General features: G+C 62.7%; 20 protein-coding genes. 13 read left to right on the top strand and 7 right to left on the bottom strand.

All coding sequences use genetic code 11. From position 1 onward, the window contains the following. The first annotated feature begins 17 nt into the window (after positions 1–17). The 3 genes from NKI64_RS14275 (at position 18) to NKI64_RS14285 (ending at position 2,422) form a co-directional block, all read left to right on the top strand. Entirely contained in the window at positions 18–1,349 is a 1,332-nt protein-coding gene (locus NKI64_RS14275; protein ID WP_023698668.1) for a dihydroorotase, read from the top strand. A 54-nt stretch (positions 1,350–1,403) separates the two neighbouring features. After that, positions 1,404–1,631, top strand: coding sequence for a hypothetical protein (locus NKI64_RS14280; protein ID WP_027049982.1), 228 nt, complete (start codon positions 1,404–1,406; stop codon positions 1,629–1,631). Positions 1,632–1,693: 62 nt separating this feature from the next. Next, a complete protein-coding gene (locus NKI64_RS14285; protein ID WP_023684480.1) occupies positions 1,694–2,422 on the top strand; it encodes a nucleotidyl transferase AbiEii/AbiGii toxin family protein in 729 nt (242 codons plus the stop codon). A 21-nt stretch (positions 2,423–2,443) separates the two neighbouring features. On the opposite strand, the gene NKI64_RS14290 is transcribed toward NKI64_RS14285, so the two are convergent. From NKI64_RS14290 to NKI64_RS14305, 4 genes are all read right to left on the bottom strand, one after another. Next, positions 2,444–3,247: a hypothetical protein gene (locus NKI64_RS14290; RefSeq protein WP_023705384.1), complete on the bottom strand. Its 804-nt coding sequence runs from the start codon at positions 3,245–3,247 to the stop codon at positions 2,444–2,446. 106 nt (positions 3,248–3,353) lie between these two features. Continuing rightward, entirely contained in the window at positions 3,354–3,611 is a 258-nt protein-coding gene (locus NKI64_RS14295; RefSeq protein WP_023673564.1) for a hypothetical protein, read from the bottom strand. Between the two features lie 328 nt (positions 3,612–3,939). Next, entirely contained in the window at positions 3,940–4,317 is a 378-nt protein-coding gene (locus tag NKI64_RS14300; RefSeq protein ID WP_023692875.1) for a TIGR02301 family protein, read from the bottom strand. 67 nt (positions 4,318–4,384) lie between these two features. Beyond that, positions 4,385–4,792 (bottom strand): NUDIX hydrolase, encoded by a 408-nt coding sequence (locus NKI64_RS14305; protein WP_031239471.1) that lies wholly within the window; start codon positions 4,790–4,792, stop codon positions 4,385–4,387. A gap of 123 nt (positions 4,793–4,915) precedes the next feature. Between NKI64_RS14305 and NKI64_RS14310 the strand changes: the two genes are divergently transcribed. After that, a complete protein-coding gene (locus tag NKI64_RS14310) occupies positions 4,916–5,674 on the top strand; it encodes an SOS response-associated peptidase (RefSeq protein ID WP_352639354.1) in 759 nt (252 codons plus the stop codon). A gap of 136 nt (positions 5,675–5,810) precedes the next feature. Here the strand turns inward: NKI64_RS14310 and NKI64_RS14315 are convergent, their stop codons facing one another. Beyond that, positions 5,811–5,966, bottom strand: coding sequence for a hypothetical protein (locus NKI64_RS14315; RefSeq protein ID WP_023673568.1), 156 nt, complete (start codon positions 5,964–5,966; stop codon positions 5,811–5,813). Positions 5,967–6,357: 391 nt separating this feature from the next. On the opposite strand from NKI64_RS14315, the gene cysS reads away from it, so the two are divergent. From cysS to NKI64_RS14360, 9 genes are all read left to right on the top strand, one after another. Further along, on the top strand, positions 6,358–7,791 hold the full coding sequence (gene cysS, locus NKI64_RS14320; protein ID WP_352668455.1) for a cysteine--tRNA ligase: 1,434 nt from the start codon (positions 6,358–6,360) through the stop codon (positions 7,789–7,791). A gap of 283 nt (positions 7,792–8,074) precedes the next feature. Next, complete coding sequence (locus NKI64_RS14325; protein ID WP_023738584.1) at positions 8,075–8,479, top strand: endonuclease domain-containing protein; 405 nt, start codon at positions 8,075–8,077, stop codon at positions 8,477–8,479. Beyond that, on the top strand, positions 8,476–8,862 hold the full coding sequence (locus NKI64_RS14330) for a VOC family protein (protein WP_352459642.1): 387 nt from the start codon (positions 8,476–8,478) through the stop codon (positions 8,860–8,862). The genes NKI64_RS14325 and NKI64_RS14330 overlap by 4 nt, the downstream gene beginning before the upstream one ends. A gap of 22 nt (positions 8,863–8,884) precedes the next feature. Continuing rightward, a complete protein-coding gene (locus NKI64_RS14335; protein ID WP_023673573.1) occupies positions 8,885–9,376 on the top strand; it encodes a GFA family protein in 492 nt (163 codons plus the stop codon). Next, positions 9,373–9,849 (top strand): GFA family protein, encoded by a 477-nt coding sequence (locus NKI64_RS14340; protein WP_023687309.1) that lies wholly within the window; start codon positions 9,373–9,375, stop codon positions 9,847–9,849. Before NKI64_RS14335 ends, NKI64_RS14340 begins: the two co-directional genes overlap by 4 nt. An 8-nt stretch (positions 9,850–9,857) precedes the next feature. Next, positions 9,858–10,814 (top strand): prolyl aminopeptidase, encoded by a 957-nt coding sequence (gene pip, locus NKI64_RS14345; protein WP_352668458.1) that lies wholly within the window; start codon positions 9,858–9,860, stop codon positions 10,812–10,814. Positions 10,815–11,001: 187 nt separating this feature from the next. Beyond that, on the top strand, positions 11,002–12,618 hold the full coding sequence (gene cimA, locus NKI64_RS14350) for a citramalate synthase (protein ID WP_352668460.1): 1,617 nt from the start codon (positions 11,002–11,004) through the stop codon (positions 12,616–12,618). Between the two features lie 139 nt (positions 12,619–12,757). After that, positions 12,758–13,687 (top strand): EamA family transporter RarD, encoded by a 930-nt coding sequence (gene rarD, locus NKI64_RS14355; RefSeq protein WP_023673577.1) that lies wholly within the window; start codon positions 12,758–12,760, stop codon positions 13,685–13,687. A gap of 11 nt (positions 13,688–13,698) precedes the next feature. After that, complete coding sequence (locus NKI64_RS14360) at positions 13,699–14,385, top strand: glutathione S-transferase family protein (protein WP_352668462.1); 687 nt, start codon at positions 13,699–13,701, stop codon at positions 14,383–14,385. Positions 14,386–14,451: 66 nt separating this feature from the next. Here the strand turns inward: NKI64_RS14360 and NKI64_RS14365 are convergent, their stop codons facing one another. Both NKI64_RS14365 and NKI64_RS14370 read right to left on the bottom strand, forming a co-directional pair. Beyond that, on the bottom strand, positions 14,452–15,444 hold the full coding sequence (locus NKI64_RS14365) for a transporter (protein WP_023684466.1): 993 nt from the start codon (positions 15,442–15,444) through the stop codon (positions 14,452–14,454). Positions 15,445–15,602: 158 nt separating this feature from the next. After that, positions 15,603–16,907 carry a sulfotransferase family protein gene (locus NKI64_RS14370; RefSeq protein ID WP_352668465.1) on the bottom strand — a complete coding sequence of 435 codons (1,305 nt, stop codon included), beginning with the start codon at positions 16,905–16,907 and terminating at the stop codon, positions 15,603–15,605. Positions 16,908–16,917 lie beyond the last annotated feature (10 nt).

Consider the following 16,917-nt stretch of genomic DNA (forward strand, 5'->3'; position numbering starts at 1 on the left):
CAAGAGACCGAACGCCCATGGCCACCACCTACGACCTCATCCTGACAGGCGGCACTGTGGTCAACCATGATGGCGAAGCCGCGCGCGATGTCGGCGTTAGGGGTGGTCGCATCGTCGCAGTAGGCGATCTTCGCCAAGCTTCGGCCGGCGAAGCGATCGACTGTCGCGGGCTGCACGTCCTGCCAGGCGTCGTCGACAGTCAGGTGCATTTTCGCGAGCCGGGGCTGGAGCACAAGGAAGATCTGGAGACGGGCTCGCGCGCGGCTGTGCTGGGCGGGGTCACCGCCGTCTTCGAAATGCCCAACACCAATCCGCTGACCACCAGCGAGGCGGCGCTTGCCGACAAGGTGCGCCGCGCCACCAGCCGGATGCATTGCGACTTCGCCTTCTGGGTTGGCGGCACGCGCGAGAATGCCGATGATGTCGGTGAGCTCGAGCGGCTGCCGGGTGCTGCCGGGATAAAGGTGTTCATGGGCTCGTCCACCGGCGACCTGCTAGTCGAGGACGACGAGGGTGTCGCATCGATCCTGCGCAACACCCGCCGCCGTGCCGCCTTTCACTCGGAGGACGAGTTCCGGCTGCGCGAGCGCCTGGGCCTGCGCGTCGAGGGCGACCCGTCATCGCATCCCGTCTGGCGCGATGAGATCGCGGCGCTTCGCTGTACCGAGCGGCTGGTGCGCATCGCGCGAAACACCCGCGCCCGCATCCATGTGCTGCATATCTCCACTGCCGAGGAAATCATCTTCCTCCAACAGCACAAGGATGTCGCCACCTGCGAGGCGACGCCGCACCATTTGACACTCGCCGCCGACGACTATGCGCGGCTGGGCACGCTGATCCAGATGAATCCCCCGGTTCGCGCGGCCCGCCATCGCGACGGCGTCTGGCACGGCATTGCGCAAGGCATCATTGACGTGCTGGGCTCCGATCACGCCCCGCACACGCCGGCCGAGAAGGCAAAGCCCTATCCGGCCTCGCCGTCCGGCATGACCGGGGTGCAGACGCTGGTGCCGATCATGCTCGACCATGTCAATTCAGGCCTGCTGACCCTGCAGCGCTTCGTCGACCTCTCCAGCCACGGCCCGCAGCGCATCTTCGGCATGGCCAGGAAAGGCCGCATCGCCGCCGGCTACGATGCCGATTTCACCATTGTCGACCTCCAGCGGCGCGAGACCATCACCAATGCGCAAGCCGGCTCCAGGGCCGGCTGGACGCCCTATGACGGCAAGGAAGTCACCGGCTGGCCGATCGGCACCATCGTGCGCGGTCGTCGCGTGATGTGGGAAGGCGAGATCGTCACGCCCGGGCAGGGCAGGCCGGTAGAGTTTTCCGAGGCGCTGCCGGCTTAGCGGTTTCTTGCTGCGTTGGATTTTTTAAGCGCTATCCACTACGTTAAGGGCATTATGAACGCAGATATCGCGCCCATGATTGTCCCTGCGGAGTTTCCGGAGCTCCAGGCGCTCGCCTGGAACCGCGATGCGGCACGCCCGATTCCGGCCGAAGAGGCATTTGCGCTGTATGAGCGTAATTGGCGGTTTGTCGATCAAAAGCGTCTTACTGTGCGTGAGAAGATGCTTATCCAAAGTTTGGCAGACAAATTCGGTCACGGCGTGCTCTTGACCGCCGGCTGATTTCCCTCACCTGATCGTTCCTCGCAGCCGGAATATCAACAGGACACACCGCGAGCGTCATGATGGAATTCAAGAGGCCCGAGCACCAGATCATTGCCGAAGCGCTCGGGTTGATGGATCGCCATTTCCTGACCGCAAACCAGTGCTGGTTCGGCGGTGGCACTGCGATCGTTATGAAATTCGGGGAATATCGCCGCTCACTGGATGTGGACTTCCTGTGTGCCGACAGTGATGGCTATCGCGAATTGCGGACCTCCGCAGCCGAACGTGGCGTCAGAGCATTCTTTCCTGAGCCGGTCGAGGCTGTTCGGGACTTCCAGATCGATCAATATGGCTTGCGGACGATCGTGCGGTTGAAAGGCCAAACGATCAAGTTTGAAGTCATCCGCGAAGGCCGCATAAAACTGCGAGGCCATTTCGACGACGATCTGAATGTATCCGCCCTGGTCCCGGCGGATATGTTTGCCGAGAAGTTGCTGGCGAACGCGGATCGATGTCAGGACCGTGCAATTGCATATCGCGATGCCATCGATCTTGGAGTGCTGGTTGGCATCTATAAGGAAATCCCGAGCGACGCTGTTGGCAAGGCGAAGGCGGCCTATGGCGTGGATATCGAGCGCAAGGTGGCTTGGGTGGTAAACAGGCTGCGGGACAAGGAAGAATTGCGGCATGCCGCCGAGGTGCTGCAAATGGATCCCAACGCGGCGGTCGAAGCGATTTCGGCCCTTCGAAATGAAGGTATCCGCATATGGCCTGACACAGGCCTCGAGCTTTCTAGCCCTAGCCAGTAGCCATCCCAGGGGAATCGCCGTTCAATCCCCGGCGACGAAGAATGTCCACTGCCCGGCCGGCGTGATGCCGACGCGGTAGAAGATGTAGGCGCCGAACTGCTTCATGTCGTCATAGTCGCCGGCGGTGACGATCTTGAACAGTTCGACCCGCTGTCTGGCGTTGAGCTTGTCCAGCGGCAGGGCGAAGAAATACGGCCAGACATAGAGTTCCTGCGGTGTGCCGACGTCTACATGGACATAGCCGGCATTGAGCACCTCTTCCAGGATAGCGAGGATTTCCTGACCTTCCTTGTCGCCCGATAGCCCTTTCAGGAACGCGATCGGGTCGCCCTCGATTTCGCCCAGCGACAATTGGGTCATGGTGTCGCCCTTGCCGATCAGCGGCCGCAGCTTCTCGATGTCGCCGCTGACGCAGGCCTCGACCATCAGATCGCGCATGCGCCTGACGGGCTCCGGCAATTTGGAAAGGTCGTAGACGACTTCAGGCACCGGCCCTTCGGGATCGGCACTTGGGTTGGCCACGCCGCCATCGTTGGCGGGGGCTTCCGGTTGGCTTTGTTCGGGCTCCGTGGGCGATTTCGGCTGGCTGGCGGCCGGTGGCGCCGTGCCGGGCAGATCGGGCATTGGCACTGAATTTTCAGACGGCGCCGTCTCACCATTGGCTGGTGGCCCGGCAGGAGCTGGAAGCTCCTCGCGCTTGATCTCGCTCAGCGCATAGGCAGGGTTGCTGGTCAGGACAAGCGCCAGCGGAACCGCGGCGCAAGAGGCGGCAAGCCAGATGCTGAGGACCACGCCGCGAGGCCGGCCTGACATCGAAAAATTCACCGCTTGCCTCTCCTTGGGCCTAGGCTGTTCAGGCATGATGCCCAAACGGCGCGCCGTCGTCAAAGAACCGGTAAGCTGGCGATGCACCCTCTGAGACGCGCGACGCCTAGTGCCGAAACCGCTCCGGCTCGAAGGCGCCGGCGATCACCTTTTCACGCATGCGATCGAGCAGGGCAAGGGCCGAGGTTTCGCCATTGGCTCGCAGCATCTCGCCGAACGCGGTTTCAAGCGCTGCCTCGGCGATGATTTCAGGTTCTATGCCGGCCGACAGACCTTCCGCCCAGGCCTCGCTATGGCTTTCCACCGCGGTCAGGCGCTTTTCTTCCCTGACCAGCGCGTCGATGTCGTTGACGCCATGTTCCATTTGCGATGTCCACCTTTTCAAGCGGCGGTCCGACGGGTCGGATCCGGCTTGGGCTGCCCCTATCTCACGCAGGCTAAGTAAGTATCTGTAAATACGACATTTTTTTGATCGTCTTTACAAACTTCGTCGCCTGCGTTCGGTCCGATTCAAACTTAGCCGATTAGACCGGTGAGCGGGATGAAAACCTTCAGTTTGAGTTAATTCCGCATTCGCGCGCTAACGTTTCGTTAATACTGTTGCGCAAGTGCAACACCAAGATTGCATCAACGTGCCGTGGATACAAGGCGGGTGCTCGAAAAGGCGTTCGCTAAACGCCGTCTGGCGCTCGTCAGTTGCCGTAACGCGAGGCGATGTCGCGCGACAGCGTCTCGCCTTCCTTCATGTAGCGGCTGATGGCTTCGGTCGCTGACGGCGTGCATTGGGTATAGGTGCCGCCGAAGGAACGGTAACCGCGGTTGAAGCTGGCGATGAAGCGGGCACGCCGCTCCGGATCGGGATTTTCCGAATCGATCAGCTTTTCCATCTCGGTGCGCCACTGGTCGCCCTTTTCGCCGCACAGATTGCGCAGGAAATGCAGCGACCCCAGCACCTCGGCCAGTCGCATCAGCCCGGGCTCGAACGGCGACTCGGCGGCCAGCGCCGGCTGCACGGCAAAAGCCGTGGCGGTGGCGATGCATGCGGCAAGGAACAGCGAGGTGCGGGTCATAAGTCTATCTGACGAAACATTTTGTCGCCTGCAAGGCGATTCTCGGAGCGGCAGATATGGGCCTGCTTCAGGCCAAAAGCTCTTCAGCCACCTCCATGACGTCACCCGCGAGCGGCAGCGTCGCCATTTCATCAAGACTATAGAAGGCGGCGGTCTCGGCATCGTCGCTGGCCGTCGCTTCGCCGCCGGCATAAACGGCGCCGAACACGGTCAGCAGATAGTCGACCGGGTGATTCTCGCCGCTGCCGTCGATGTGGATGTCGCGAAGCGGACGATAGTCCTGCGCCCGCAGCCCGGTTTCCTCCAGCAATTCGCGCACTGCTGCTTCTTGCAGCGTCTCGTCGGGCTCGACCTTGCCGCCGGGAAAGGCATAAAGCCCCTGCGACGGCGGCCGCGCCCGTTTGACCAGCAGCACCGTCCTGCCGCGCACGACGGCGACCGAGACTGCGGGAAGTATCTTGCGCTGCTCGTTCATCGATATCGATTCGCTTATGTGAGGCCCACCCTGTGGACCGGCTGGCAGCGAGCAGCTTTAGCGATTGCGCAGCGCCGGTTCCATCGCCACGTTCGCGATCGGATCAATTCATCGAGCTTGCCAATGTGCGGACGCTTTGCCCTGACCGCGACGCCCGACCAGACCGCCGCCTTGCTCGGCCTGGCGGAGCTGGAGGATTTTCCGGCCCGCTACAACATCGCGCCGACGCAGCCGGTGCTGATGGCGTTGTCGGGGCCGCCGCGCATGCCGGGCTCGAATTTCCCGGATCGCCAGGCGATGCTGGTGCGCTGGGGGCTGATCCCCACCTGGGTCAAGGACACCAGGGAATTTCCGCTGCTCATCAACGCGCGTTCGGAAGGCGCTATTGAAAAAGCCTCGTTCAAAGCCGCCATGCGCCATCGCCGTGCCTTGGTGCCGGCCTCCGGCTTCTATGAGTGGCAGCAATCCGGCAGCGGCAAGAAGGGCCAGCCCTACTGGATACGGCCGCGGCATGGCGGGTTGATCGCCTTTGCCGGGCTGATTGAAACCTATGCCGAGCCGGGCGGTTCGGAAATGGACACCGGCGCTATTCTTACCGTCAACGCCAATGCCGGCATCGCCCATATCCATGACCGGATGCCGGTGGTGATCGCGCCTGAAGATTTTGCCCGCTGGCTGGACTGCCGCACGCTCGAACCGCGCGATGTGGCCGACCTGCTCAAGCCCGCGCTGCCCGATTTCTTCGAGGCAATTCCGGTCTCCGACCTCGTCAACAAGGTCGCCAACACCGGGCCGGAGATACAGGACATGGGCATCGTCGAGCCCGGCAAGGTCAGGCGCCAGAAGCCCGGCGCGGACGACAGTCAGATGACGCTGTTTTAGAGCGCGCTCCCAAGAAGCCATGTCCGGTCTTCGGGAAGAACCTGCTCAATAGGAAGAGCTGCTGTTTTCAGGCGCGCTATGGGGCCTCAGCCTTCCGTTCCGGCGCACGCCTTGTCGGCGGCGGCACGATGCCTGTTCAGGCAGCGCGGGGCGAAGTGATTTTCGGCGCCGGCTTTTTATTCTTCGCGGTATGGAGAAGGGCGGCGACGATCGCGGCCGGGCCGATCGCACGGTAGTGGTTGGCGAGCGCCGGTTGCTTGGCGCGGCTCGATTCCTGCTTGGTTCGTGACATCGATCTCTTCCCTGGTAACATTTCCGTGTCTGCGTTTGCCGGCCGAATCTGACCGAATCGTGACCTATGGTGAACTAGCCGGCGAATGTTTCATGACTGTGCCGACATGTTTAATAAAATGTTTCAGCGGCTCCTGACCTATGAACCAGCGACGCTTTTGCCGGAAGTTGCGACTTGACGGCAACACCGGCCAAGGCGATAAAGCCGCCGATGAAAACGTTTTTCGCCATTTGTGGCATTTGCATTATTGGCTAGCTTCGCGCTGGTCCGGACGTTTTCGCCTCATCTTTCCCCAGAGTGGACAAACGCCCCGGCCAGCAGGCTGGAGCCCGATTTGTGCCTTGGCACAGGTAAGGCTCTCTCCAGAACTTAACGGACCGGAAGGGCACGCATGTCTGACGCATCGAAGGGTCTCAGCCTCTACAACACGCTAACGCGGACGAAGGACGTGTTCGTCCCCATCGACCCGTCGAATGTGCGCATGTATGTCTGCGGTCCGACCGTCTACGACTTTGCCCATATCGGCAATGCGCGTCCGGCGATCGTCTTCGACGTGCTGTTCCGTTTGCTGCGTCACCTCTATGGCGAGGCTGGTGTCACGTATGTGCGCAACATCACAGATGTCGACGACAAGATAAACGCCCGCGCGCTGCGCGATTTCGGCGCCGAGATCGCGTCGGGAAGCCTGACGCTCAACGAGGCGATCCGCCGCGTCACCGAAAAAACCGCCGACCAGTATCACAAGGATGTCGCCGCACTCGGCTGCTTGCCGCCGACGGTCGAGCCACGCGCCACCGAGTTCGTCGCGCGCCGCGCCGACGGCAAGGTTGACATGATCACCTTGATCGAACGTTTGATCGAACGCGGCCACGCCTATGTCGCCGCCGGCGAAGTGCTGTTCGACACCGCCTCGATGCCGGATTATGGCGAGCTGTCGAAGCGCAATCTCGACGAACAGCAGGCCGGTGCGCGAATTGCCGTCGACGCTCACAAGAAGAACCCGGGCGATTTCGTGCTGTGGAAATTGTCGTCACCGGAAGAGCCCGGCTGGGACAGCCCATGGGGCAGGGGCCGGCCGGGCTGGCACATCGAATGCTCGGCCATGTCGGCCGCCTATCTCGGCGATGTCTTCGACATCCATGGCGGCGGCCTCGATTTGATCTTCCCGCACCATGAGAACGAGATCGCCCAGTCGCGTTGCGCCCACGGCACCGACGTCATGGCCAATATCTGGATGCACAATGGCTTCCTGCAGGTCGAGGGCCAGAAAATGTCGAAGAGCGTCGGCAATTTCTACGCGATCGCCGAACTGCTGGAGACCGAAACTTTCGGCGGCCGCAAATGGCCGGGCGAGGTGCTGCGTCTGGCGATGCTGATGACGCATTACCGCGAGCCGATCGATTTCTCCGTGCGCAAGCTGGAGGAAGCCGAGAACACGCTGCGCAAATGGAAACGCGCGGCTGACCTGGCGCCGTCGGCAGGGCAAGTCCCGGCGGAGATTGTGGCGGCGCTGTCTGACGACCTCGCCACCTATGCCGCCTTCCAGCAGCTCACGCAGCTTGCCGGTGAGGCCGCGGAGGGCAACGAAGCGGCCGCATCGCTGAAGGCATCGCTGTTGTTCCTCGGCTTCGATATCGGCGCGGCCAAGGTCGACGAGGCAGCGATCGCCAAGGCGATCGCCAAGCGCTTGGAACTGATCGCAGCGAAAAACTGGGCCGAGGCCGACCGCATCCGCGACGAGCTTCTGGAGCAAGGCGTGCAGCTGAAGGACGGCAAGGATCCTGTCACCAACGAACGCGTGACGACGTGGGAGGTGAAGCGGTGAGGGTGGCGCGAGACACCGTTGTAAGATTGGCGAAGGCGGCAGCGACAGCCAATCTCCCCCCTTGCGGGGGAGATGTCCGGCAGGACAGAGGGGGGTTCGAAGGAACGCCAGCGTTCCTTCTTGCCCACTTTCATTTCGGCCACTTTCTGAGAACGCAATGGCTGCCGGTTGAGACGCTGGCGGGACAGCACCCCCCTCTGTCCTGCCGGACATCTCCCCCGCAAGGGGGGAGATCAGCCCTCGCCTCGGTTTTCGCTAATCGCCAGCGCGGAGTGGCCTGAGCATGGGTCACGACCTCGTTCCATCGCGTCAGCGCAAGAATGCAAAGTCCATGCGTCGCGTCATGACCGATGCCGAGCTGAAACTGTGGAATGAGTTGCGGGCTCACCGGCTGATCGGGATGAGCTTTCGCCGACAGGTACCGATTGGACCCTACATTGTCGACTTCGCCTGTTCGGCCCACCACCTCGTAGTCGAGGTTGATGGCAGTCAGCATGCCGACGTAGAAGATGCAGAACGCGACAAGGCACGCAGCGCTCAATTGAGTGCCAGTGGCTGGACCATCCTGCGCTTCTGGAACGACGACGTCATCCGCGATATCGACAATGCCTGCCAGCACATCGTCATCGGGGCCGGCTTGGCCGGCGCCGACGTGCCGGCGCCAGCAAGGGAGGAGCTTGTTTCATGATCGACCATCTCGGCATCAATGTCGCCGACTTCGACGCGTCGAAAGCCTTTTATGACCAGGCGATAGCGCCGCTTGGCGCCTCGCTGATCTACATGGTGCCACTGGAATATACCGGCGGCGCGAAGGTCGGTGGCTATGGCCGCGACCGGCCGGTGTTCTGGCTGCAGGCCAGCGATGACAAGCCGAGGACCCATCAGCACGTCGCCTTCACCGCGCGCAGCCGCGCCGAGGTCAACGCCTTCCATGCCGCGGCGCTCGCCGCCGGCGGCAAGGACAATGGCGGGCCGGGGCTGCGCCCGCATTATCACCCGGACTATTACGGCGCCTTCGTCTTGGATCCCGACGGCAACAATGTCGAGGCCGTCTGCCATGCGCCCGAATGACTATGAAACGGAGTGAGACGCCATGAGCCTCGACAACCGGCCGATCTACACCGGTGGCTGCCAGTGCGGCGCGGTGCGCTTTCGCGTCGAGGGTGCGCTGGGTGACGCCTCGATCTGCCATTGCCGCATGTGCCAGAAGGCGTTCGGCTCATTTTACGCGCCCCTGGTCTCGGTGCGTGGCGCCAAACTCGACTGGACGCGCGGCGAACCGAAATATTTCGCCTCGTCCAGCCATGTCGATCGTGGCTTTTGCGCCAATTGCGGCACGCCGCTGACCTTTACCGCGCCCGACGGCATCGGCCTCGCCATCGGCGCCTTCGACAATCCGGCTGATATCGTGCCGCTGATCCAGTGGGGCACGGAGGCAAAACTTCCCTATGTCGATACCATCCCGCAATTGCCGGGCGAGGACACCATGGCCGACATGTCGTCGGCGCCTTATCTCGCCGAGCTCGTCTCCTACCAGCATCCCGACCATGACACCGAACAATGGCCGCCAGAGGAAAAGTTATGACCGATGAAGTTCGAACCGGCGGCTGCCAGTGCGGTGCCGTGCGTTTCCGCATCAAGGGCAAGCTCGGCCGGGCGTCCATCTGCCATTGCCGCATGTGCCAGAAACAGTTCGGTTCGTTTTTCGGCGCGCTGGTGACAGTGCCCAAGGATGGCGTCGAATGGATGCGCGAAGAGCCCACCTATTTCCAGTCGTCGGTCAACATCGATCGCGGCTTCTGTGCCCGCTGCGGTACACCGCTGACCTATCGCCAACCTGGCGCACTGGAGATCGCCATCGGCGCCTTCGACGACCGCTCCGATCTGGCGCCGCAGATCCAGGTCAACTACGCGGTCCGATTGCCTTGGGTGGAAACGATCTTTGACCAGCCCATGCATCAGGATCCGGATTTCTACTCCCGCCAGGAGCAGATCATCTCCTTCCAGCATCCCGACCACGAAACCACGGACTGGCCCGCGCACGGCCTGAAAATATGAGCAATGAAATGAACAGTGAACTTCGTACTCTTTATCCAGAGATCGAGGCGTTCGAGTCCGGCATGCTCGATGTCGGCGACGGCCATCATATCTACTGGGAGCGCTCCGGAACCAGGGGCGCCAAGCCGGCCGTTTTCCTGCATGGCGGTCCCGGCGGCGGCTTCTCGCCAAAACATCGGCAATTGTTCGACCCGAAGCTTTACGACGTCATCCTGTTCGACCAGCGCGGCTGCGGGAAATCGACACCCAACGCCTCGCTCGAGGCCAACACCACCTGGCACCTGGTTGCCGACATCGAGCGGCTGCGTGAGATGTGCGGCTTCGAAAAATGGCTGGTGTTCGGCGGCTCGTGGGGCTCGACGCTGGCGCTGGCCTATGCCGAGACGCATCCTAATCGCGTCAGCGAGCTTGTCGTGCGCGGCATCTACACGCTGACCCGCGCCGAACTCGAATGGTACTATCAGTTCGGCGTCTCCGAGATGTTCCCCGACAAATGGGAGCGTTTCCTGGCGCCAATTCCTGAAGCCGAGCGCGGCGACATGATGGCCGCTTACCGCAGGCGGTTGGTCGGCGCCGATGGCAAGGCGCAGCTGGAAGCCGCCATTGCCTGGAGCCTGTGGGAAGGTGAGACGATCACGCTGCTACCGGAGCCGGAGACCAGCGACAAGTTCGGCGAGGACGACTTCGCCATCGCCTTTGCCCGCATCGAGAACCACTATTTCGTCCACGCCGGCTGGCTGGAGGAGGGGCAGCTTCTGCGCGATGCCCATAAGCTCGCGGATATTCCCGGCACAATCGTCCACGGCCGCTACGACATGCCGTGCCCGGCGCGCTATGCCTGGGCCCTGCACAAGGCCTGGCCGAAGGCGGATTTCCACCTCATCGAAGGCGCCGGCCATTCCTATTCGGAGCCGGGGATTCTGGATCGGCTGATACGCGCGACGGATGGGTTTGCGGGGAAATGACAGCGCGTGGCACCCCCCTCTGTCCTGCCGGACATCTCCCCCTCAAGGGGGGAGATTGGCTGTCATCGGCGCTTTCGCAAATCTCCGTCGCTGCAGGAAACGATCCGACGCTAAAGCTGCCGATCTTCCCCCTTGAGGGGGAGATGGCCGGCAGGCCAGAGGGGGGTGCTCGCGCGCCAACAGAACAATGACCAAACAACGCCTCTATCTCTTCGACACAACCCTCCGCGATGGCCAGCAGACGCCGGGCATCGACTTTTCCGTCGAGGACAAGATCGCGATTGCCAAGCTGCTCGATGAGTTCGGCATGGACTATGTCGAAGGCGGCTATCCCGGCGCCAATCCGACCGACACCGCCTTCTTCCAGCAGAAGCGCACGGCGAAGGCAAAGTTCGTCGCCTTCGGCATGACCAAGCGGGCAGGCGTGTCGGCATCCAACGACCCGGGCCTGGCAGCGCTCGTGCAGTCCAAGTCCGACGCCATCTGCTTCGTCGCCAAGAGCTGGGACTATCATGTCCGCGTCGCGCTCGGCTGCACCAATGAGGAAAACCTCGACTCGATCAACGCGTCGGTCGAAGCAGCTGTTGCCGCCGGCAAGGAAGCGATGGTCGATTGCGAGCATTTCTTCGACGGCTTCAAGGCCAATCCGGACTACGCACTGGCCTGCGCCAGGACCGCCTATGATGCCGGCGCGCGCTGGGTGGTGTTGTGCGACACCAATGGTGGCACGCAGCCCTCGGAAGTGCGCGCCATCGTCGACAAGGTCATTGTTTCAGGTATTCCGGGCGGCCATCTCGGCATCCATGCCCATGACGACACCGGCCAAGCGGTGGCCAATTCGCTCGCCGCCGTCGAGGCCGGCGTGCGCCAGATCCAGGGCACGCTGAACGGCATCGGCGAGCGCTGCGGCAACGCCAATCTGGTCTCGATCGTACCGACGCTGGCGCTGAAGCCGGCCTTCGCCGATCGGTTTGAAACCGGCATCTCGGCCGAGGCGCTGACCGGGATATCCCGGCTTTCCCGCGCCTTCGACGAATTGCTGAACCGTGCTCCGGAAGCGCAGGCGCCCTATGTTGGCGCCTCGGCCTTCGCCACCAAGGCCGGCATCCATGCCTCCGCACTGGCCAAGGAGCCGGCGACCTATGAACATGTGCCGCCCGAGGCGGTAGGCAACCGCCGCCGCGTTATGGTTTCGGACCAGGGCGGCAAGGCCAATTTCCTCGCCGAGCTGAAGCGGCGCGGCATCGATGTGCCCAGAGACGACCATCGTCTCGATGCGCTGATCTCGGTGGTCAAGGAGCGCGAGGCCGAGGGCTACGCCTATGAGGGCGCCGATGCCTCCTTCGAGCTGTTGGCGCGCAAAATGCTGCACGGCCTGCCGGAGTTCTTCAACGTCACTTCGTTCCGCTGCATGGTCGAGCGCCGCTTCGATGCCAACGGCCAGTTGAAGACGGTCTCCGAAGCCATCGTCAAGGTGATGGTCGAGGGCGAGGAGAAGATGTCGGTGGCCGAAGGCCACGGCCCGGTCAACGCGCTCGACGTCGCGTTGCGCAAGGACCTCGGCAAATTCCAGAGCGAGATCGCCGACATGGAGCTCGCCGATTTCAAGGTGCGTATCCTCAATGGCGGCACCGAGGCGATCACTCGCGTCCTGATCGAATCGCATGACGGCACCGGCGCACGCTGGTGGACGGTCGGCGTGTCGGAAAACATAATCGACGCCTCCTTCCAGGCGCTGATGGATTCGATCGTCTACAAGCTGATGAAGAACCGCGACATGGCGGGATTGGTGGCGGCGGAGTAGGGTTGCAAGACGTGGGTTTCCGCGCCCCCCGAAGTGGGGCGAGGAACTGGCGCCGCCCCTTGAGCCATCAGCGGAAGTCCATTGATCCATCATAATTTTGCGATGGTTTTGGATGGCCCACTGGGCCATAGCGGTTGCCATGGCCAGCGACACGATCCAGCCCGACGCCGACTCCAAAGCCCGCAGCGGCTTTCTCCTCGCGCTCGGCGCTTATCTGCTATGGGGCCTGTTGCCCTTCTACATGAAGGCGGTTGCGCATCTGCCGCTGATCGAGGTGATCGCCCACCGCATCGTCTGGTCGGTGCCGATTGCTGCTGCAGTGCTGGTCTGGGCCGGCCGCACAGCCGATTTCAAGGCGGCGATCCGCTCGCCGCGCAGCATCGCCATGGCGGCGCTGACGGCGACCCTGATCTCCGTCAACTGGGCCATCTATGTCTGGGCGATCTCGGTCGACCGCACCGTCGAGACCGCGCTCGGATACTACATCAACCCATTAGTTAGCATCGTCGTCGGCGCGTTGTTGCTCGGCGAGAAGCTCGACCGGCTGCAGATCGCGGCCGTGTTGCTGGCGGCGGTCGCAGTTGCCGTTCTGACCGTCGATGCCGGCAAATTGCCTTGGGTGTCGCTGGCGCTGGCCTTTTCCTTCGCTGCCTATGGGTTCTTCCGCAAGACGTTGCCGATCGGCCCGAGCCAGGGCTTTCTGCTCGAAGTGCTTTTGCTGTCGGTGCCGGCGCTTGCCTACATCGTCTTCCTGGTCGTCAACGGCCAGGACCATTTCATCTCCAGCAACGGCACCGATATGGCTTTGCTCATCGGCTGCGGCCCAGTCACCTCGGTGCCGCTGCTGCTGTTCGCCTTCGGCGCCAAGCTTCTGCGCCTCTCCACCATCGGCATCATGCAGTACATCGCACCGACCATGGTGTTCCTGATCGCCGTGCTGATTTTCGACGAGCCGTTCGGCACCACGCAAGCAATTGCCTTCGCGCTGATCTGGGCGGCATTGGCGATGTATTCCTGGTCGATGTTTCGTGGCCGTGAAATCCGCCCGGTGGCGTTGGCCCCGAAGTAGGGAGCCTTTCGATGTACGTGCTGCATATCGCCAACAAGAACTATTCGTCATGGTCGCTGCGGCCATGGGTGCTGATGCGCACCCTCGACATTCCGTTCGAGGAGCAATTGACGCCGTTTCCGACCGGGCCCAGTTTCGATCTCTACCGGGCGTTCTCGCCCAGCGGGCGCGTGCCTTGCCTGGTGGATGACGGCTGGGCTGTCTGGGATTCGCTGGCTATTGCCGAGTATCTCGCCGAGCGCCACCATGGTGTGTGGCCTGCCGAGGCCAAGGCGCGAGCCTGGGCGCGCTCGGCCGCCGCCGAAATGCATTCTGGTTTCACGGCCTTGCGCGGCGCATACCCGATGAATTGCGGCTTGCGGGTGAAACCGTTGCCGATGTCGGACGCGCTGAAGCAGGATCTGTTCCGTTTGGGCGATCTCTGGAACGATGGCCTTGCCCTGTTCGGCGGGCCGTTCCTTGCCGGCGGCCATTTTACCGCCGTCGACGCCTTCTTTGCTCCGGTGGCGTTCCGTGTGCTATCCTATGGGCTGTCTTTCGAAGGGGCAGCTGCAGCCTATCCCCCGCAATTGCTTGGCCTGCCGGCCATGCAGGAATGGTATGCGGCGGGTCTCGCCGAGACCTGGCGGGAGCCGGACCATGAGGCGGAGGTCGCTGCCGCCGGCACCATCGTCGAGGATCTTCGCGCTACGGCGTGATGGGCATTCCAGGAAAAGCGCGTCGCGTTCCCTTGGGAATTGCGTGAAAACAAAGGGATCGGGGCGTTACGTCCGCCCGAGCCGCCTTACGAACATGTAGGTCGCCGCGGCGATCACGATCGAAACCGCCGAGACCACCCAGAAGCCCATCGGCGTATTGACCATGGGCAGGCCACCGACATTCATGCCGAACAGGCCTGATATGATGGTCATCGGCAACAGCACCGCCGTCATCACCGACAGCACATAGAGCAGCTGGTTGGACTGCATTGTCAGCTTGGCCATCAACTCGTCCTGCAGCAACCTTGCGCGTGCCTGCAACTGCTCGCCGTCGTGATAGAGCGTGTGTGCCCGGTGCGAGAGCCTTGTCGCCATGTCATTGATCCGATCGGGCAGCTCATTGCGATGCGAATGGTCGAGATGGCGAAAAAGGTTTGTGAGCGTCGCCATCTGCCGGTGGATGACCACCAGTTGACGGCGCGCCTCGACCAGCGACTGCCGCTCGCCGTGCCAGGCATCGCGCACGATACGGTCCTCGATGCCGTCCAGCGTATCGCCAAGACCGTGGAGCTCGGCCGCCATGCCGTCGAGCGACTGGCCCATGACCGCTTCGACCAGGTCGGCGGGGGAGCGGAATTTGCGCGAGCCGCTCTCCACCGCCTTGCGGATGAGATCGACCGATTCCAGTGGCTGCTTGCGCGCGCCGATCAGCGTCTTGTCGTTGAGCGCAAAACGGAAATGGCCGAGCCCGCGCGCTTCCGCCGAATAGTCGTGGCGCAGATCCGGCAGGTCGCCATAAAGCCAGGCATCCTCGAGATCGATGTGGCAACCCTGGCTGGCGCCGAGGAAAGCTTCGCGCACCGGCCCGGGCAGAGCCTGCTCGGCGGCGATCTCATGACGGGCGCGCAGGTCGGACAGCTGGTAGCTGCGCCATGTCCATGCAACCTCGGCCGCGTCCTTGGTGCGCAGGCCCTCGGCGGTGAAATGGTAGATGAAGAACAGCCCATGCTCGTCGGGCAGGTAAGGCGACAGGCCTTCCGCGTTGAGAGCAATGTTCACGGCTCGCCTCGCCAAGAAATTTCGACCAGGTTCAGATTTCGACTATGCCGACGCGCGGATGCCGACCCGTCCTTCGTAACACGAGGGAGGCGGGTTCCGTGTGACGGTTTCTTGACAGGCGATCACAGTTTGTCGAGCAGCGTTTAGAGTGTTTGCTGCTATCGACGACGAATAGAGCTCACCCATCGCAACGGTCCGGTCAATCGCCATCTGCGTGACGCAAGCGCCGCATCGCGCTCCGCCACCAGGTCGTCTCGGATCCTGGCCAGCGCGCTACGCTCGGCTACGAGGCCGTCTTGGGCCAGGGCGAGCGCGTCACGCTCCGCCATGGAGCTGTCTCGGGCTTGGATGAGGTCCTGCTGGGCGTGAGCAAGCGCATCACGCTCCGCCATGAAGCTGTCTCGGGCTTGGATGAGGTCCTGCTGGGCGTGAGCAAGCGCGTCACGCTCCGCCATGAAGCTGTCTCGGTCTCGGATGAGGGCCTGTTGGGCGTCAGCGAGGGCGTCACGCTCGACGATGCCCTTTTCCAGTTCGCCGTGTAGCCGTTTAGCGCCCAGGTTCCCTGCGGCAACGGCCTTGCCAACCACATCGCAGCTCTCATCGAACGTTGCCCGCACCCTGTCGAGCTGGTCGCGCAAGTCCTGGCTGTCGCCTTCAGACGCCATACTGCGCAAAATGGCATAGGCGCTGCGGACTAATGGCGTGGAATCCGGATGGTTTTGCAGATCAGCGACCGAGGCCCGCTGATGATGCAGGTCCTTGTCCAGGAACTCGGCGATTGCGGCGTCGGCCTGATCGGACGTGACAGGCCAGACGATTCCGGTCTCCCTGGCCGCGCGGTCCATCTGATGTCGCCAGTCGCTCAACAGGTCTTCGTGGCGCAGGATACAGCGCGGCATGTGTCGCGAATGATGCTCCGCTTCGAGCACGTGCCTGAGCCACAGCATGAACGCTGTCGGCAGTGCCATTTGATCCCGTTCCTGCAGCGAACAGGCGACTTCGAGCGGGTTGCGGACAGGCAGAAATGCGATCGGGTCAATCCTGAGATCGGCCAGGATCGAGGCCATGAAGGGGAGGAACCGGCAGATCCGCGGATCCTTGACGAAAAACAGGGGGGCATCGCCGAACTCGCTGGCAATGATCGCCGTCATCATGGGCCGAAATCGCTCGGCTGCCGGCGACTGCAGCCACTGCCGATCTAGCGGCAGCCAATCTTGCCAGGAGGAGGCGGCCGCCGTGAGCAGGTGGTCGTCGGCGATGGTGAGTGGGGTACTTTCCCAATGTCCCTTGGGATTGTGGAGGCTCCCGGGCAGCAGATGTTTCGGCGGCGTGGCTCCATGCGCGGCGACGAGGGCGCCGAGCGCCGAGGTGCCGCTGCGGTGCATTCCGAGGACCAGGATCGCCGTCCTTGGTTCCGACGCGATCTCGCCCTTCGCGGCCGTCAATCGCTCGCGCGGATTCATCTCCCCTTTG

The organism is Mesorhizobium sp. M0478 (assembly GCF_040321305.1).
In the GTDB taxonomy this organism is placed as follows: Bacteria; Pseudomonadota; Alphaproteobacteria; order Rhizobiales; family Rhizobiaceae; genus Mesorhizobium.

Coding starts and splice junctions, on each gene's coding strand:
- rarD (WP_023673577.1), top strand. CDS start 12,758: ATGGCCAGCGACACGATCCAGCCCGACGCCGACTCCAAAGCCCGCAGC.
- NKI64_RS14335 (WP_023673573.1), top strand. CDS start 8,885: ATGAGCCTCGACAACCGGCCGATCTACACCGGTGGCTGCCAGTGCGGC.
- cimA (WP_352668460.1), top strand. CDS start 11,002: ATGACCAAACAACGCCTCTATCTCTTCGACACAACCCTCCGCGATGGC.
- pip (WP_352668458.1), top strand. CDS start 9,858: ATGAACAGTGAACTTCGTACTCTTTATCCAGAGATCGAGGCGTTCGAG.
- NKI64_RS14310 (WP_352639354.1), top strand. CDS start 4,916: ATGTGCGGACGCTTTGCCCTGACCGCGACGCCCGACCAGACCGCCGCC.
- NKI64_RS14295 (WP_023673564.1), bottom strand. CDS start 3,611: ATGGAACATGGCGTCAACGACATCGACGCGCTGGTCAGGGAAGAAAAG.
- NKI64_RS14280 (WP_027049982.1), top strand. CDS start 1,404: ATGAACGCAGATATCGCGCCCATGATTGTCCCTGCGGAGTTTCCGGAG.
- NKI64_RS14330 (WP_352459642.1), top strand. CDS start 8,476: ATGATCGACCATCTCGGCATCAATGTCGCCGACTTCGACGCGTCGAAA.
- NKI64_RS14370 (WP_352668465.1), bottom strand. CDS start 16,907: ATGAATCCGCGCGAGCGATTGACGGCCGCGAAGGGCGAGATCGCGTCG.
- NKI64_RS14305 (WP_031239471.1), bottom strand. CDS start 4,792: ATGAACGAGCAGCGCAAGATACTTCCCGCAGTCTCGGTCGCCGTCGTG.
- NKI64_RS14360 (WP_352668462.1), top strand. CDS start 13,699: ATGTACGTGCTGCATATCGCCAACAAGAACTATTCGTCATGGTCGCTG.
- NKI64_RS14300 (WP_023692875.1), bottom strand. CDS start 4,317: ATGACCCGCACCTCGCTGTTCCTTGCCGCATGCATCGCCACCGCCACG.
- NKI64_RS14325 (WP_023738584.1), top strand. CDS start 8,075: ATGGGTCACGACCTCGTTCCATCGCGTCAGCGCAAGAATGCAAAGTCC.
- NKI64_RS14275 (WP_023698668.1), top strand. CDS start 18: ATGGCCACCACCTACGACCTCATCCTGACAGGCGGCACTGTGGTCAAC.
- NKI64_RS14315 (WP_023673568.1), bottom strand. CDS start 5,966: ATGTCACGAACCAAGCAGGAATCGAGCCGCGCCAAGCAACCGGCGCTC.
- cysS (WP_352668455.1), top strand. CDS start 6,358: ATGTCTGACGCATCGAAGGGTCTCAGCCTCTACAACACGCTAACGCGG.
- NKI64_RS14285 (WP_023684480.1), top strand. CDS start 1,694: ATGGAATTCAAGAGGCCCGAGCACCAGATCATTGCCGAAGCGCTCGGG.
- NKI64_RS14340 (WP_023687309.1), top strand. CDS start 9,373: ATGACCGATGAAGTTCGAACCGGCGGCTGCCAGTGCGGTGCCGTGCGT.